16 protein-coding genes are annotated in these 16,392 nt (G+C 63.2%); 4 read left to right on the forward strand and 12 right to left on the reverse strand.

Annotated features, from left to right (window positions below):
* The 4 genes from LDZ26_RS07795 (at position 1) to LDZ26_RS07810 (ending at position 3,908) form a co-directional block, all read left to right on the forward strand.
* Positions 1 to 726 carry a histidine phosphatase family protein gene (locus LDZ26_RS07795; RefSeq protein ID WP_244846685.1) on the forward strand — a complete coding sequence of 242 codons (726 nt, stop codon included), beginning with the start codon at positions 1 to 3 and terminating at the stop codon, positions 724 to 726.
* Positions 727 to 755: 29 nt separating this feature from the next.
* Entirely contained in the window at positions 756 to 1,853 is a 1,098-nt protein-coding gene (locus LDZ26_RS07800) for a phosphotransferase (RefSeq protein WP_244846687.1), read from the forward strand.
* Positions 1,854 to 1,875: 22 nt separating this feature from the next.
* Positions 1,876 to 3,102: an acyl-CoA dehydrogenase family protein gene (locus tag LDZ26_RS07805; protein ID WP_244846690.1), complete on the forward strand. Its 1,227-nt coding sequence runs from the start codon at positions 1,876 to 1,878 to the stop codon at positions 3,100 to 3,102.
* Between the two features lie 116 nt (positions 3,103 to 3,218).
* The gene (locus LDZ26_RS07810; RefSeq protein ID WP_244846692.1) at positions 3,219 to 3,908 is read left to right on the forward strand and encodes a glutathione binding-like protein; all 690 of its coding nucleotides are present in this window, start codon (positions 3,219 to 3,221) and stop codon (positions 3,906 to 3,908) included.
* Here LDZ26_RS07810 and LDZ26_RS07815 read toward each other — a convergent pair.
* The 12 genes from LDZ26_RS07815 to nuoG all read right to left on the reverse strand — a co-directional run bounded on the left by LDZ26_RS07815 (position 3,905) and on the right by nuoG (position 16,381).
* Complete coding sequence (locus LDZ26_RS07815; protein WP_244846694.1) at positions 3,905 to 4,360, reverse strand: MaoC family dehydratase; 456 nt, start codon at positions 4,358 to 4,360, stop codon at positions 3,905 to 3,907. The two genes, LDZ26_RS07810 and LDZ26_RS07815, sit on opposite strands and share 4 nt — an antisense overlap.
* 219 nt (positions 4,361 to 4,579) lie before the next feature.
* The gene (locus LDZ26_RS07820; protein ID WP_244846696.1) at positions 4,580 to 5,029 is read right to left on the reverse strand and encodes a DUF1178 family protein; all 450 of its coding nucleotides are present in this window, start codon (positions 5,027 to 5,029) and stop codon (positions 4,580 to 4,582) included.
* Between the two features lie 197 nt (positions 5,030 to 5,226).
* Complete coding sequence (locus tag LDZ26_RS07825) at positions 5,227 to 5,823, reverse strand: NUDIX domain-containing protein (RefSeq protein ID WP_244846698.1); 597 nt, start codon at positions 5,821 to 5,823, stop codon at positions 5,227 to 5,229.
* Positions 5,824 to 5,872: 49 nt separating this feature from the next.
* A complete protein-coding gene (locus LDZ26_RS07830) occupies positions 5,873 to 6,193 on the reverse strand; it encodes a DUF2818 family protein (protein ID WP_244846700.1) in 321 nt (106 codons plus the stop codon).
* Complete coding sequence (nuoN, locus tag LDZ26_RS07835) at positions 6,193 to 7,665, reverse strand: NADH-quinone oxidoreductase subunit NuoN (protein ID WP_244846702.1); 1,473 nt, start codon at positions 7,663 to 7,665, stop codon at positions 6,193 to 6,195. The genes LDZ26_RS07830 and nuoN overlap by 1 nt, the downstream gene beginning before the upstream one ends.
* A 25-nt stretch (positions 7,666 to 7,690) precedes the next feature.
* Positions 7,691 to 9,181, reverse strand: a complete 1,491-nt coding sequence (locus tag LDZ26_RS07840; protein ID WP_244846704.1) for an NADH-quinone oxidoreductase subunit M — start codon at positions 9,179 to 9,181, stop codon at positions 7,691 to 7,693.
* Positions 9,182 to 9,194: 13 nt separating this feature from the next.
* A complete protein-coding gene (gene nuoL, locus LDZ26_RS07845) occupies positions 9,195 to 11,282 on the reverse strand; it encodes an NADH-quinone oxidoreductase subunit L (RefSeq protein ID WP_244846706.1) in 2,088 nt (695 codons plus the stop codon).
* A 17-nt stretch (positions 11,283 to 11,299) separates the two neighbouring features.
* Positions 11,300 to 11,605 carry an NADH-quinone oxidoreductase subunit NuoK gene (nuoK, locus tag LDZ26_RS07850; RefSeq protein WP_007588140.1) on the reverse strand — a complete coding sequence of 102 codons (306 nt, stop codon included), beginning with the start codon at positions 11,603 to 11,605 and terminating at the stop codon, positions 11,300 to 11,302.
* A 20-nt stretch (positions 11,606 to 11,625) separates the two neighbouring features.
* A complete protein-coding gene (locus tag LDZ26_RS07855; protein WP_244846708.1) occupies positions 11,626 to 12,324 on the reverse strand; it encodes an NADH-quinone oxidoreductase subunit J in 699 nt (232 codons plus the stop codon).
* Between the two features lie 131 nt (positions 12,325 to 12,455).
* Positions 12,456 to 12,944: an NADH-quinone oxidoreductase subunit NuoI gene (gene nuoI, locus LDZ26_RS07860; RefSeq protein ID WP_159836462.1), complete on the reverse strand. Its 489-nt coding sequence runs from the start codon at positions 12,942 to 12,944 to the stop codon at positions 12,456 to 12,458.
* A gap of 35 nt (positions 12,945 to 12,979) precedes the next feature.
* A complete protein-coding gene (gene nuoH, locus LDZ26_RS07865) occupies positions 12,980 to 14,044 on the reverse strand; it encodes an NADH-quinone oxidoreductase subunit NuoH (RefSeq protein ID WP_175944100.1) in 1,065 nt (354 codons plus the stop codon).
* The gene (gene nuoG, locus LDZ26_RS07870; protein ID WP_244846710.1) at positions 14,045 to 16,381 is read right to left on the reverse strand and encodes an NADH-quinone oxidoreductase subunit NuoG; all 2,337 of its coding nucleotides are present in this window, start codon (positions 16,379 to 16,381) and stop codon (positions 14,045 to 14,047) included.
* Positions 16,382 to 16,392: the final 11 nt, after the last annotated feature.

A 16,392-nucleotide genomic window follows, 5' to 3' on the forward strand; every position in this document is an offset into this window, starting at 1 on the left:
ATGGCTCACTACGACCTGCCGAAGCGGCGGCGCATCTTCCTGATGCGTCACGGCGATGTGACCTATTTCGACGACACCGGCCGCGCCATCGACCCTGAAAGCGTGCCGCTCAACGCGCGTGGCCGCGAGGAAGCGAGCGCGGCGGGACGCGAGTTCGCCGCGCAAAACGTCCGCTTCGATCGCGTGATTGCGAGCGGCCTGCCGCGTACGATCGAAACGGCCGAGCGCGTGCTCGCGGAAACGGGACAGGCAGCGCAGATCGAAATCTGGCCCGAGTGGCAGGAGATTCGCGGAGGACGGCTCGCGAACCTTTCGACGAGCGACATCGAGCGCGCGTTTCTTTCGGTGTTCGACGGCGTCGTGCCCGAAGAGACGCAGTTCCTGGGCGGCGAGACCATCGGCCAGTTGCTCGACCGCGCGCTGCCCGCCATGACGAGGCTGCGCGCGGATACGTCGTGGGACACGGTGCTGCTCGTGCTGCACGGCGGCGTCAATCGCGCGCTGCTCTCGCATGCGATCACGGCTGGCGGGCGCGCGTTCTTCGGGCATTTGTCGCAGGCGACGGGCTGCATCAACGCGCTCGATGTCGGCGACAAACCCGGCGACTGGGTCGTCCACGCCATCAATCATTCGCCGCCCTCGCCGCTGCACGCGGACGTGCGGAACACGACGATGGAACTGCTCTACGCGCAGTTCGTGAAGTTCAAGGCGAGCGACATGGACTAAGCATCGCGCATACAAAAACGGAGGAGACGATGGCAGACAACGAGACAAATCAGCACTCCGACTTTTCAGCATTCGAAGGCACGCGCCCCGTGCACGAAGCCCAACGCTTCGACACCGATGCGCTCGCTGCGTGGCTCGCCGCGCACGTCGATGGCTTCGCCGGTCCGCTCGGCGTCGAGCAGTTCGCGGGCGGCCAGTCCAACCCCACGTTCAAGCTCGTCACGCCGTCGCGCGCGTACGTGATGCGCGCGAAGCCCGGCCCCGCCGCGAAGCTGCTTCCGTCGGCGCATGCAATCGAGCGCGAGTATCGCGTGATGGATGCGCTCGCCGCTACAGGCGTGCCTGTCGCGCGCATGCTCGCCTTGTGCGAAGACGAAAGCGTGATCGGCCGCGCGTTCTACGTGATGGAGTTCGTCGAAGGCCGCGTGTTGTGGGACCCGTCGCTGCCCGGCATGACGCCCGCCGAACGCGCCGCGATCTACGACGAAACGAACCGCGTGATCGCGGCGCTGCATACGGTCGATGTCGAAGCGGCCGGACTTAGCAGCTACGGCAAGCCGGGCAATTACTTCGAACGGCAGATCGGGCGCTGGAGCAAGCAGTACGTCGCGTCGCAGACCGAGAAGATCGACGCGATGGACCGCCTGATCGACTGGCTGCCGCGGCATGTCCCTGCGTCGGCAGCGGCGAAGGCGAGTGTTGTGCATGGCGATTTCCGGCTCGATAACCTCATCTTCCATCCGAGCGAACCGCGCGTGCTCGCCGTGCTCGACTGGGAGCTCTCGACGCTCGGCGATCCGCTCGCCGATTTCGCGTATCACTGCATGGCGTGGCATGTCGATCCGTCGCAGTTCCGCGGCATCGCCGGCCTGGACTGGACCGCGCTCGGCATTCCCGACGAAGCCGCGTACGTCGCGCGTTATTGCGAGCGGACGGGCTTGAATATCGAGGGCGACTGGAACTTCTATCTCGCCTACAACATGTTCCGCATCGCCGCGATCCTGCAAGGCATCATGAAGCGCGTCGTGGATGGCACGGCGGCGAGCGCGCAGGCCATCGACGCGGGCCGCCGCGCCCGGCCGATGGCCGAACTCGCGTGGCAATACGCGCAGAAAGTCGGCGCATGACAACGGATCAGGAGACGAGCCGATGAACTTCGACTACACGCCGAAAGTCGAGGCGTTGCGCGCGAGACTGCACGCTTTCTTCGACGCGCATATCTATCCGAACGAGGATGCATTCCGCGACGAGATCGCGGCGAATCGCGCGGCCGGCAACGCGTGGGTTCCGACGCGCCTCATCGAAGCGCTGAAGGACAAAGCGCGCGGCGAAGGGCTGTGGAACTTGTTCCTGCCGTCGTCGGAACGCGGTGCCGGTCTGACGAATCTCGAATACGCGCCGCTTTGCGAGATCATGGGCCGCGTGCCGTGGGCGCCGGAAGTCTTCAATTGCAGCGCGCCCGATACGGGCAATATGGAAACGATCGAACGCTACGGCACCGATGCGCAAAAAGCCCAATGGCTCGAACCGCTTCTGCGGGGCGAGATCCGCTCGGCGTTTTTGATGACGGAGCCGGAAGTCGCGTCATCGGATGCGACGAATATCCGCTGCAGCATCACGCGCGACGGCGACAGCTACGTCATCGACGGTCATAAGTGGTGGTCGTCCGGCGCGGGCGATCCGCGCTGCAAGGTGTTCATCGTGATGGGCAAGACCGACCCCGACGCGCCGAAGCACGCGCAGCAGTCGATGATTCTCGTGCCGGCGGATGCAGAAGGCATCACCGTGCATCGCCCGCTGAACGTGTTCGGCTACGACGACGCGCCGCACGGTCACATGGACATCACGCTCGACAAGGTCCGTGTGCCGGCCGACAACATCCTGCTCGGCGAAGGACGCGGCTTCGAGATCGCGCAGGGGCGGCTCGGGCCGGGACGCATCCATCATTGCATGCGGCTGATCGGACTTGCAGAGCGTGCGCTCGAACTCATGGCGAAGCGCACGCTTTCGCGCGTCGCGTTCGGCAAGCCCGTCGCGCAGCATGGCGTGACGCAGGAGCGCATCGCCGAAGCGCGCATCATGATCGAACAGGCGCGGCTGCTGACGCTGAAGGCCGCATACATGATGGATACCGTTGGCAACAAGGGCGCGCGCGGCGAGATCGCGATGATCAAGGTGGTCGCGCCGAACGTCGCGTGTCAGGTGATCGACTGGGCGATTCAGGCGCACGGCGCGGCGGGCATTTGCGACGACTTTCCGCTTGCGTACGCGTATGCATCGGCGCGCACGTTGAGGCTCGCGGACGGGCCGGACGAAGTGCATCGCAATGCCATCGCGAAACTGGAACTGGCGAAATACATGGAACCGCGCGACTGATTCGCCGTTGCGAGCCGCGGGCGGGCTCTGCACGGCGCGCACAAACATGCTCTAATTTTCGCTGCCATTCCGCGAGCCGCGCGTGAATGCGTCATCCGCACGACTGAGGAGCGCACATGATCGACGTGTATAGCTGGCCGACGCCCAACGGGCACAAGATTCACATCATGCTGGAGGAAACCGGCCTCGAATACCGGGCTCATCCCGTCGATATCGGTGCGGGCGACCAGTTCAAGCCCGACTTTCTCGCGATCAGCCCGAACAACAAGATTCCCGCGATCATCGACAACGACGGTCCGGAAGGCAAGCCGTTCGCGTTGTTCGAATCCGGCGCGATCCTCGTGTATCTCGCGGAGAAGACGGGCAAACTGCTGCCCCCGGATGCCATCGGCCGCTACACGACGATTCAATGGCTCATGTTCCAGATGGGCGGCGTCGGACCGATGCTCGGACAGACGCACCACTTTCGCAATTACGCGCCCGAGAAGATCGACTACGCGATCAACCGCTACACGAACGAAGCGCGCCGGCTGTACGGCGTGATGGACAAGCAGCTCGGCGTCACGCAATACCTCGCGGGCAACGAGTACACGATTGCGGACATCGCGACCTTCCCGTGGACGCGTTCGTGGGAGAACCAGGGCATCGTGCTCGATGAATTCCCGAACGTGCGGCGCTGGTTCGATGCGATCGCGGCGCGGCCGGCCGTGGAGCGCGGCGTGCAGGTGCTGGCGCGCGAACGCAAGCCCTTCACCGACAAGGAGAAGGAAGTGCTGTTCGGCGCGACGCAGTACGCGAAGCGCTAGCTCGCGGCAGGCGTCCGCAGGCCGAAGAGCGCAGCCGAATCCACCGTCAGCACCAGTTCGCCGTCCTGATTGTGCGCTTCCCAGCGTGTCGAGACGATGCCGCGGTCCGGCTTGCTCTTCGACACGCGCTTGTCCAGCACGCGCACGGTGAGCCGCACCGAATCGCCGACGCGCACGGGCTTGAGCCAGCGAATGTTGTCGAGACCGGGCGAGCCCATCGACGTCGAATCGGCGAGCATGTCGCGCACGAGAATGCCCATCATCGCGGAGCACGTGTTCCATCCGCTCGCGACAAGTCCGCCGAAGTGCGATGCCCTTCCCGCTTCGTCCGAGAGATGAAACGGCTGCGGATCGTAGCGGCTCGCGAAGTCGATGATCTCCTCGCGGCTGAACGTATGCGCGCTCAGCGTCACCGCCGCGCCGACTTCGAAATCCTCGAAACTGTAGGTCATGCGTAGGTCCTCTTATTAGCGTCGGACAATCGAAGGCGGCAGGAAGCGCCGGATCGCGCTCAGGGAAGCGGGATCGGTGCGATCGATACAGGGGAATTTGGTGGCGATGCGGGGCGAGACGGCGCCAAGACGGCAGCCGTGATACGCACGGAAAGAATGACGACTCATACGCGATGTCTCCTTGTCGGGCCGAAGCCGGGAAGACGCCGCGTTCAGTCATTACTGCAGCGGCTCCTTCAACGCGGCCGGCACGGGCAGCGGCATTACTTCGATGCCTTCTTCCAGCAAAGCGTGCGCGTCTTCGGGCGTCGTGACGCCGCGGATATTGCGCGCCGGCGCTTCGTTGTAATGGATGCGCCGCGCCTCTTCGGCGAAACGCTCGCCCACGTTCTCGGTCTTCTCGATCAGTTCTCGCATGAACTGGAGCGCGCGCGCCTGCATGGCGGCCGCATCCGGCGATGCCTTCGGCGCTTGCGGTTGCACCTCCGCCTCCCCACGCGCCGAAGACAAGTTCAGGCGCGGCGCGGACGGCATGCGACTGACATCCGTCGTCGAGCAGACGGGACACGCGACCAGCTTGCGGCCCAGCTGCGACTCGAATTCTTCGGTCGAAGCAAACCAGCCTTCAAAGCGATGTTCGTGCGAGCACTTTAAATCGAGGACCTTCATGCTGATGGGACTTCGGTGAGTTTATCTCAGAATCGCGTTTTGCGAACGATCGTGCGTTGGCCCGTCATGCCGCGACGTACAGGAGCGAGCGACGTCAGATTCTAGCTGTTCGGCGCTTTCGCCGCCGAGCGCGGGCGTCAAAACGACAAAAGCGGCCAACGCGGCCGCTTTCCGTGATGACAGAGCCAGCCGGCGTCTTACTCAGCCGCCCTGCCCGCCTGCCATTCGCCCGAGCGAATTTTCTCCAGCCAGAACGCGCCGATGATCGTCTTCACATCGCTGATCGTGCCGTCCTTGACCCACGCCATCAACTGCGCCTCGTCCGCGATGAACGTTTCGAGGAACTCGCCTTCGTCGAGCTTCGCGTCGCCAGCCGTGAGACCGCGCGCCAGATACAGGTCGATGAATTCCGTCGAATACGAAATGACCGGATGAATGCGCGTCAGGAACACCCATTCGCGCGCGGTGTAGCCGGTTTCCTCCTGCAATTCGCGCTTCGCGCACGTCAGTTCGTCCTCGTTCGGATCGAGCTTGCCTGCCGGAAATTCGAGCAGCACGCGCCCGACCGGATAGCGGAACTGACGTTCGAGCAGCACGCGGCCATCGTCGAAAACCGGCAGGATCATCACCGCGCCCGGGTGCTCGACAAACTCGCGCGTGGCGTGCTTGCCGTCGGGCAACGCCACCGTATCGCGCTTGAGCGTGAGGAACTTGCCTTCATGCAGCGTGACGCTTTCGACCTTCTTCTCGATGAGGCCGTCGTCGTTATCGGAAGCGGAGAACTGGTCTGCCATCTTGCACCCTGTGCCGGTTAAGCAAACAGCCGCCGAGGGCGCGAAGCCATCAGCGGCGTTTGACGAGATATTGATAGGTGAAGCCCGGAAACGCGAGCACCACGAACAGACTGAAGGTGATGGCGTAGAACTGCCATCCCTGGTCGAAACGGTTGCCGGCGCGCGCTTCGAGCATGAAGCCGAGCGCGCCGACCACGAAGTAGAGAACGATCAACTCACCGATCCTGATCCATGCGCTCTTCTTCGCCGGCTGATGGCGCGTCGGTGCCGGCAGCGGCACCGGCACGACAGCGAAGAGGCGCTGGTTCAGGAACGGCACGTTGGCGCCGACGAGCGCCAACAGCACGATAAACCAGCCCGCAGCCGACATTACAGCGGCAGCGTATGCGTGATTGCTTGCAGGCAAGCCGTCATCAGCGGGCCCGGAACCAGACCCAGCACCAGCACGGCCAAACCGTTGAACGCCAAGAGCGAACGATTCAGGCCATCCGCGACGATCGGCGATGCGTCTTGCGGCGCGTCGAAGTACATGAGCTTGACGATGCGCAGGTAGTAGAACGCGCCCACGAGCGACGTCAGCACGGCCAGCACGGCAAGCCACGTCAGACCGGCGTTCATCGTCGCTTCGAGCACGGCGAGCTTCGCGTAGAAGCCGACCGTCGGCGGAATGCCGGCGAGCGAGAACATCATGACCATCATGACGAACGCGAAGACCGGGCTGCGCTGGTTGAGGCCCTTGAAGTCGTCGATCTGTTCGGCTTCGAAGTCGCGGCGCGCGAGCAGCATCACGACGCCGAAGGTGCCGAGCGTCGTCACCAGATAGATGATGCTGTAGAACATCGCCGAGCTGTATGCGCCCGCCGCGCCCGTCACCTTGCCGTCGACCACGCCGGCCAGTAGGCCGAGCAGCACGAAGCCCATGTTCGAGATGGCCGAGTACGCCAGCATCCGTTTGATGTTCTTCTGCACGATACCCGTGACGTTGCCGACGATCAGCGACAGCGCCGCGAGAATCACCAGCATCTCCTGCCAGTCGACCGCGAACGGCAGCAGACCCATCACCAGGAAGCGCAGGCCCCACGCGAACGCCGCGACCTTCGGGCCGCCGCCGGTCAGCAGCGTCATGGCCGTCGGCGCGCCTTGATAGACGTCCGGCACCCACATGTGGAACGGCACCGCGCCCATCTTGAACGCCACGCCCGCCACGATGAAGATCACGCCAAAGAGCAGCACTGCGTCGTTGATGCGGCCCGACGCCACGGCCTTCAGCACTTCGTTCAGTTCGAGCGAGCCGGTCGCGCCGTACAGCATCGAGATGCCGTAGAGCAGGAAGCCGGACGCGAGCGCGCCGAGCACGTAGTACTTCATCGCCGATTCGTTCGACTGCGGCACGTCCTTGCGCAACGCGATGACCGCGTACAGCGACAGCGACATCAGTTCGAGGCCGAGGTACAGCGTGAGGAAGTTGTTGCCCGAAATCATCACGCACTGGCCGAGCAGCGAGAACAGGCCGAGCAGGAAGAAGTCGCCGCGGAACAGATCGCGGTCTTCCAGATACTTGCGCGAGTAGATGATCGACACCGCGTAGCCGAGCGTCACGACCGCTTTCATCGCGCTCGCGAACGGATCGACGATATACATGCGCGCGAAGAAGTAATGCGGCGTCGGATCGAGCGCCGAGAACGCGAACCACACGCCGACGACGATGGTCGAGACCAGCGCGATCGCGTAGGTCGTACGGCGGCTCGACGGACCGAACATCGTGTCGTTCAACCAGGCCACGACGACGGCGGCCATCAGGATGCCGTCGGGCAACAGGACACTCATAGGGGCGTTTTGCATGATCTTTTAGTTCCTCCGCACGGCGTTACTGAGCCAGCGGCAGCTTGGACTGCGCGACGTGGGAGAGCAGGTTTGCCACCGACTCGTGCATCACGTCGGTGAAGGGCTTCGGATGCAGGCCCATATAGAGCGTGAACAGCGCGAGCACGAGCAGCATGAACATCTCACGCTTGTTGATGTCCGCGAGCTTCGCGACGTGGTCGTTCGCAACCGCGCCGAAATACACGCGCTTGTACATCCACAGCGTGTAGGCCGCGCCGAGAATCAGCGTGAACGTGGCGAGGAAGCCGATCCAGAAGTTGAACTTCACGGCAGCCAGAATCACCATGAACTCGCCGACGAAACCGGAGGTGCCCGGCAGACCGCAGTTGGCCATCGCGAACAGCATGGAGAACGCGGCGAACTTCGGCATGGTGTTCACGACGCCGCCGTAATCCGCGATCTGACGCGAATGCACGCGGTCGTACAGCACGCCGATGGACAGGAACATCGCGCCCGAGACGAAGCCGTGCGAGATCATCTGGATGATCGCGCCTTCCACGCCGAGCTGGCTGAAGATGAAGAAGCCGAGCGTGACGAAGCCCATGTGCGCAATCGACGAATACGCGACGAGCTTCTTCATATCGGCCTGCACCATCGCGACGAGACCGATGTAGATGACCGCGATCAGCGACAGCGTGATGACCACCGGCGCGAGGAAGTGGCTCGCGTCCGGCGCGATCGGCAGCGAAAAGCGCAGGAAACCGTATGCGCCGAGCTTCAGCATGATCGCCGCCAGCACGACGGAACCGCCCGTCGGCGCTTCGACGTGCGCATCCGGCAGCCAGGTGTGAACCGGCCACATCGGCACCTTCACGGCGAACGCCAGGAAGAACGCGATGAAGAGCAGCACCTGCGGCGTCATGCCGATCTTCGCGGCTTGCCACGTGGCGAGATCGAACGTGTGCGTCTGCGTGTACAGGTACAGCAACGCAACCAGCATCAGGAGCGAGCCGGCGAGCGTGTACAGGAAGAACTTGAACGCCGCATACACGCGATTCGGGCCGCCCCACACGCCGATGATGATGTACATCGGAATGAGCGTGGCTTCGAAGAACACGTAGAACAGCAGGCCGTCGGCCGTGGAGAACACGCCGATCATGATGCCCGAGAGGATCAGGAACGCAGCCATGTACTGCGAGACGCGCTCCGTGATGACTTCCCACCCGGCGATCACGACGATCACGGTGATGAGCGCGGTCAGCACGACGAACCACATCGAGATGCCGTCGACGCCCAGGTGATACGTGATGTTGAACCGCTCGATCCAGTTCGCCTGTTCGACGAATTGCAGCGCGGCGCTCGACGTATCGAAGCCGGTGATCAGCGGAAGGGTCACGATCAGACCGAGAACCGAGCCGATCAGCGCGACCCAGCGCGCGGGCGCCGGGTTACGGTCAGAACCTACAGCCAGGACCAGGACGCCGAAGATGATCGGCAGCCAGATCGAGACACTGAGAATCGGAAAAGAGTGCATAGGGTCCCTCGCCTTATTTGCCGCCGAGCGTTACAAACAGGGTCAAGAGCCCCAACATGCCGATAATCATGGCGAACGCGTAGTGATAGATGTAACCGGATTGAAGGAAGCGGATCACACCGGCGAACCAGGCGACGAACCGCGCACTGCCGTTGACGACGCCGTCGATGACGACCACATCGCCCTCTTTCCACAGCCCGCGACCGATGGCGACCGCGCCCCGGGCGAAGACCACTTCATTGATCTTGTCGAAGTAGTACTTGTTGTCGAGCAGCGTGTAGATCGGGCCGAAGCGGCGGCGGATGACCGGCGGCAGATCCGGACGCTTCATGTACAGGAACCACGCGACGATCACGCCCGCGAGCGCGAGCCACACCGGCAGCCCTGCGACCGAATGCAGGCCCATCGGGAACCAGCCGTGGAACTCTTCGGCCATTTCGCGCATGCCTTCGTGGTTCTCGGCGATGTAGATCACCTTGTCGAACACGACGCCGTGCGAGAAGAAGTCGCCGAAGAGCATCGGGCCGATCATGATGGCGCCGATAATGACCGACGGAATCGCCAGCAGGATCAGCGGCAGCGTGACGACCCACGGGCTTTCGTGCGGCTCGTGTGCGTGGCCGTGGCTGTGGTCATCGTGACCGTGGCCGTGTGCGTGACCATGATTGTCGCTACCGTGGCCCTGACCGTGCGTCGCCTCTTCGGCGCCCATCGGCGAATCAGGATGCTTCGGACCGCGGAACCGCTCCTTGCCGTGGAACACGAGGAAGTACATGCGGAACGAGTACAGCGCCGTGACGAAGACGCTCGCCACCACCGCGAAATACGCGAAACCCGAACCCGGCAGATGCGAGAGCTTCACCGCATCGATGATCGAGTCTTTCGAATAGAAGCCCGAGAAGAACGGCGTACCGATCAGCGCCAGCGAACCGATCAGCGACGTGATCCAGGTGATCGGCATGTACTTCGCCAGCCCGCCCATGTTGCGCATGTCCTGGTCGTGGTGCATGCCGATGATGACCGAGCCCGCGCCGAGGAACAGCAGCGCCTTGAAGAACGCGTGCGTGCCGAGGTGGAACACCGCGACCGGGTACGCCGAGACGCCGAGCGCGACCGTCATGTAGCCGAGCTGCGAGAGCGTCGAATACGCGACCACGCGCTTGATGTCGTTCTGCACGACGCCGAGGAAGCCCATGAACAACGCCGTGATCGCGCCGATGACCGTCACGAACGACAGCGCGGCATCCGAGTGCTCGAAGAGCGGCGACATGCGCGTCACCATGAAGATACCGGCCGTCACCATCGTTGCCGCGTGAATCAGCGCGGAGATCGGCGTCGGGCCTTCCATCGAATCCGGCAGCCACACATGCAGCGGGAACTGCGCGGACTTACCCATCGCGCCGATGAAGAGGCAGATGCACGCCACGGTCAGGAGGCCCCAGCTCGTGCCCGGGAACGTCATGGCCGCGAGCTTTTCGCCTTGCGCGAAGACGTCGCCGTAGTTCAGCGAACCGGCGAACGCCAGCAGCAGGCCGATGCCGAGCAGGAAGCCGAAGTCGCCGACGCGGTTGACGATGAACGCCTTCATGTTCGCGTAGATCGCGCTCTCGCGGGTGAAGTAGAAGCCGATCAGCAGATACGAGACGAGACCCACTGCTTCCCAGCCGAAGAACAGCTGCAGGAAGTTGTTGCTCATCACGAGCATCAGCATCGAGAACGTGAAGAGCGAAATGTACGAGAAGAAGCGCTGATATCCGTCTTCTTCCGCCATGTAGCCGATGGTGTAGATGTGCACCATCAGCGAGACGAAGGTCACGATGACCATCATCATCGCCGTCAGGGAATCGACGAGGAAGCCGACTTCCATCTTCAGCGAGCCCATCGTCATCCATTCGTAGACGGTGCCATTGAAGCTCGCGCCCATCATCACGTCGTAGAACACGAACGCGGACAGGATGAACGAGATGAAGACGCCGAGAATGGTGACGCGGTGCGAGCCCTTGCGCCCCACCGTCTTCCCGAGCAGCCCCGCGATCAGCGAGCCCGCGAGCGGAGCCAGCGGGACCGCGAGCAGGAGGTTTTCATTGAGTGTCGTGGACATAACAGCCTAGCCTGAAATTAACCTTTGAGCTGATCGAGGTCCTCGACGTTGATCGTGTCGAGGCTACGGAACAGGGTCACGAGAATCGCGAGACCGATCGCGGCTTCCGCAGCGGCCACGGTCAGGACGAAGAACACGAAAATCTGGCCGTGAACGTCGCCCAGATAGTGCGAGAACGCGACGAAATTGGTGTTCACCGCAAGCAGCATCAGTTCGATGGCCATCAGGATGATGATGACGTTGCGGCGGTTCAGGAAGATGCCGACGATGCTGATCGCGAAAAGGATCGCGCCGAGCACGAGGTAATGGGCAAGACTCAACATGTTTGTTCTCTCCTTCGCGCTCAGCCCTTGTTGTCCACGGTGCCCGCGCCGATGTTGCCGGTCACGGCAGGTTCCACCGATGCATCCGGCGCCTGCTTTTCAGCCTGCATCTTCACGAGACGCACGCGGTCCTGGCGGCGAACCTTGACCTGCTTGCTGACGGTTTGCGTCTTCTTGTCCTTCTTGTCGCGCACGGTCAGCGAGATGGCCGCGATGATCGCCACCAGCAGCACGAGACCCGCGATTTCGAACGCGAAGATGTAGTCCGTGTAAATGACCTTGCCGATGAGCTGCGTGTTCGGCATCAGCGCCGCACCGCTCACGCCGGCGCCCGCGGCGGCCGTGCCCGCATCACGCAGCGGCGTGACCGTCGCGCCGTAGCCGTGCCACAGAATCAGCGCCGTTTCGATGACGATGATCGCGCCGACGATGGTCGCGAGCGGCACGAAACGCTTGAAGTCGCGCCGCAGCACGTCGATGTTGATGTCGAGCATCATCACGACGAAGAGGAACAGCACCATCACCGCGCCGACATACACGAGAACCAGCAGGATCGCGAGGAATTCGGCTTGCAGGAGCATCCAGATCGCGGCCGCGTTGAAGAACGCGAGCACGAGAAAGAGCGCGGATGACACCGGATTGCGCGAGGTGATCACCTTCAGCGCGGACACGGTCAACAGCAGCGCGAAGATATAGAACAGTACGGTTGTGAATTCCATGATTACCGGTTCATCGTTAGGCCATCATCAGGCAGGGTGTGTCGGCGCGCGGCGCAACGCGCCAACAGCAACAGCAGAATCGCTTTGACTTCGACTCGGACGCCGGCGGCCACGCCGGCATCCGCTTCGCATCAACGGTAAGGAGCGTCGGCCGCCTTCGATGCGGCGATTTCCGTCTCGTAGCGATCGCCCACTGCAAGCAGCATGTCCTTCGTGAAATACAGATCGCCGCGCTTTTCGCCGTGATATTCGAGGATGTGCGTCTCGACGATCGAATCGACCGGGCAGCTCTCTTCGCAGAAGCCGCAGAAGATACACTTGGTCAGGTCGATGTCGTAGCGCGTCGTGCGGCGGGTATTGTCCGCGCGCGTTTCCGATTCGATAGTGATGGCGAGCGCCGGGCACACCGCTTCGCACAGCTTGCACGCGATGCAGCGCTCTTCGCCGTTTTCATAGCGGCGCAGCGCGTGCAGCCCGCGAAAGCGCGGCGACACCGGCGTCTTTTCTTCCGGGAACTGCACCGTGATCTTGCGCTGGAACGTATAACGGCCCGTCAGCGCCAGACCCTTCAGCAGTTCGGTCAGGAAGAAGGTCTTAAAGAAGTTCTGAATTGCGTTCATGATGTTTGGTCCGCTCTTGTCCTGGGTTCGTCCGACTACTTCCAGATGTTGAGCGGCGACATGATCCAGAAGCCGATCACGACCACCCACACTACCGAGACCGGCAGGAACACCTTCCAGCCGAGACGCATGATCTGGTCATAGCGGTAGCGCGGGAACGTCGCGCGGGCCCAGATGAAGACCGACAGCAGGAAGAAAACCTTGAGCACGAACCAGAACACGCCCGGGATGAACGACAGGAAGCCGAACGGCGCGTCCCAGCCGCCCAGGAACAGGGTCGTCGCAATCGCCGAGATCACGATCATGTTGATGTACTCGGCGAGGAAGAACAGCGCGAACGCCATGCCCGAGTAGTCGATCATGTGACCCGCGACGATTTCCGATTCGCCTTCCACCACGTCGAACGGGTGACGATTCGTTTCTGCGATGCCCGAGATGAAGTACACGACGAACATCGGCAGAAGCGGCAGCCAGTTCCACGACAGGATGTTGACGCCGAAGCCCGCGAAAATGCCGCGTTGCTGCGAAGCGACGATGTCCGACATGTTCAGCGTGCCCGCGACCATCAGCACCACGACGAGCGCGAAGCCCATCGAGATTTCGTAGGACACCATCTGCGCCGCCGCGCGCATCGCGCCGAGGAACGCGTACTTCGAGTTCGACGCCCAGCCCGCGAGAATCACGCCGTACACGCCGATCGACGAGATCGCCATGATGTACAGGAGACCCGCGTTGATGTTGCCTAGCACGGCTTTCGCCTGGAACGGAATGACCGCCCAGACAGCGAAGGCCGGCACCACGGTCATGATCGGCGCGATGACGTAGATCCATTTGCTCGCCTGCGTCGGCTGAATGACTTCCTTCAGCAGCAGCTTCAGCACGTCCGCAATCGGCTGCAGCAAGCCTGCCGGGCCGACGCGGTTCGGGCCGAGACGCACGTGCATCCAGCCGATGAGCTTGCGTTCCCAAAGAATCAGGTACGCGACGCACAGCAGGATCACCACCGCAACCACGAGGATGCGCACCAGCGCCCACACGGTCGGCCAGGCAACGCCCAGAAGCTGCGTGCCGCCTGCGTTGATCGTATCGAACAAGCCCATTTACGCCTTCTCCACTACCAGTTCACCGAACAGGCCGCCGAGTGCGGCGCCAGCCGCGGTAGCCGCCGACACGCGGACCACCGTTTCCGCCAGGTTCGCGTCGCGCACCGCGGGCATCACCACCGACAGGTCGCCTTGCTTGATGCGCACGACGTCGCCGTCCTTCAGGCCGAGCTTGTCGAAAAGCGTCGTCGGCAAGCCCGCGACATTCGCGTCGCGTGCCGCTGCCGTCAGATGCAGCGACGGCGCGCGGCGCACGAGCGGGTCCGCGTGATAGATCGGCACGTCGGCGAGACGCTCGAAGCCGCCCTTCACCGAAATGTTCGATGCAGCGCCCTTCGGTGCGACCGTCGTCTTGTTCGACAGACGCGCCGTGAGGTCGCCCGTGCCGAGCGCCGCGACGCGCACTTCTTCCGCCGTGTCGAATTCGAAGCCCGGCAGGCCGAGCATCGTGCCCAGCACGCGCAGTACCTTCCAGCCCGGACGCGTCTCGCCCAATGCGCGGACGACGCCGTTGAACGACTGCGCCGTGCCTTCCGCGTTGACGAACGTGCCCGACGTCTCCGTGAACGGCGCGATGGGCAGCAGCACGTCGGCGTACTCCATGCCGTGCGTGAACGGCGACAGCACGACCACCATTTCGGCGGCCTTCAGCGCCGCGACGGCCTGCGCCGGGTTCGCCGCATCGAGTTCCGGCTCTGCATTGAAGAGCACGTAGCCCTTGCGCGGCTGTTCGAACGCCGCGCGGGCGTCGAGACCGCCCTCGCCCGGCAGCGCATCGACGAGATAGCCGCCCACCGAGTTCGCGCCTTCAGTCAGGAAGCCGAGCGTCGCGCCGGTGTTGTCGGCGATCCACTGCGCCGCCGCCTGACTCTGCGCGAAGTCCGGATGCTGGACCGCCACATTGCCGAGCAGCACGACACGCTTCTCGCCCGCCGACAACGATGCCGCCACGTCCTTCGCGGCGGCCGACACTTCGCGACCGGCGAACGCGTCCGGCAGCGCGACGCCGCGCGCTTCCGAGATCGCACCGGCGATGCCCGCGAGCTGGTCGAGCCACGCCGAGGGCGCAGCGACCAGACGATGCGCGGTCGGGATCAGCGAGTCGTCGTTGCTGGCGTTCAGGAACGTGAGCATCGCGCCGTTCTTCGCAGCCTGACGCAGACGCGCGGCGAAAAGCGGATGATCGCGGCGCAGGAACGAGCCGATGACGAACGCCGTATCGACGTTCGACAGATCCGCGATCTTCACGCCCAGCCACGGCGCGCCCGCGCCCACCGGCGCGGAAAAGTCGTTCTGACGCAGACGGAAATCGACGTTCGGCGAGCCGACGCCTTCCGCGAACTGCTTCAGCAAATACAGTTCTTCGACCGTGCTATGCGGCGTCGCGAGCGCGGCGATGGCGTTCGCGCCATGATCCGCCTTGATGCCCTTGATGCCCTTCGCCACGTACTCGAGCGCCGTCTGCCAGTCCGTTTCGATCCACTTGCCGCCCTGCTTGAGCATCGGCGTGGTCAGGCGTTCGTCGCTGTTGAGCGCTTCGTACGAGAAGCGGTCCTTGTCCGAGATCCAGCATTCGTTGATGGCTTCGTTTTCCATCGGCAGAACGCGCATCACGCGGTTGTTCTTCACCTGAACGACCAGGTTCGAACCGACGGAATCGTGCGGGCTCACCGACTTGCGGCGCGACAATTCCCACGTCCGCGCGCTGTAGCGGAACGGCTTGCTCGTGAGCGCGCCGACCGGGCACAGGTCGATCATGTTGCCCGACAGTTCCGAATCCACCGTCTTGCCGACGAACGACGTGATTTCCGAATGCTCGCCGCGGCCCAGCATGCCGAGTTCCATGACGCCGGCGACTTCCTGGCCGAAGCGCACGCAGCGCGTGCAGTGGATGCAGCGCGTCATCTCTTCCATCGAGATGAGCGGGCCCACGTTCTTGTGGAACACCACGCGCTTTTCTTCGTTGTAGCGCGACTGGGACTTGCCGTAACCCACGGCCAGATCCTGCAACTGGCACTCGCCGCCCTGATCGCAGATCGGGCAGTCCAGCGGGTGATTGATCAGCAGGAACTCCATCACCGACTGTTGCGCCTTCACGGCCTTGTCGGAGGCGGTCCGCACGACCATGCCGGCCGAAACGGGCGTGGCGCACGCGGGGACGGCCTTCGGCATCTTTTCGACTTCGACGAGGCACATCCGGCAGTTCGCCGCGATCGACAGCTTCTTGTGATAGCAGAAGTGAGGAATGTACGTATCGACCTTGTGCGCAGCCTGGATCACCATGCTGCCTTCGGGCACCTCGACCGTCTTGCCGTCAATTTCTAGTTCAACCATGATGGGGAATG

It is taken from the genome of Caballeronia sp. SL2Y3, assembly GCF_022879575.1.
Taxonomy (GTDB): domain Bacteria; phylum Pseudomonadota; class Gammaproteobacteria; order Burkholderiales; family Burkholderiaceae; genus Caballeronia.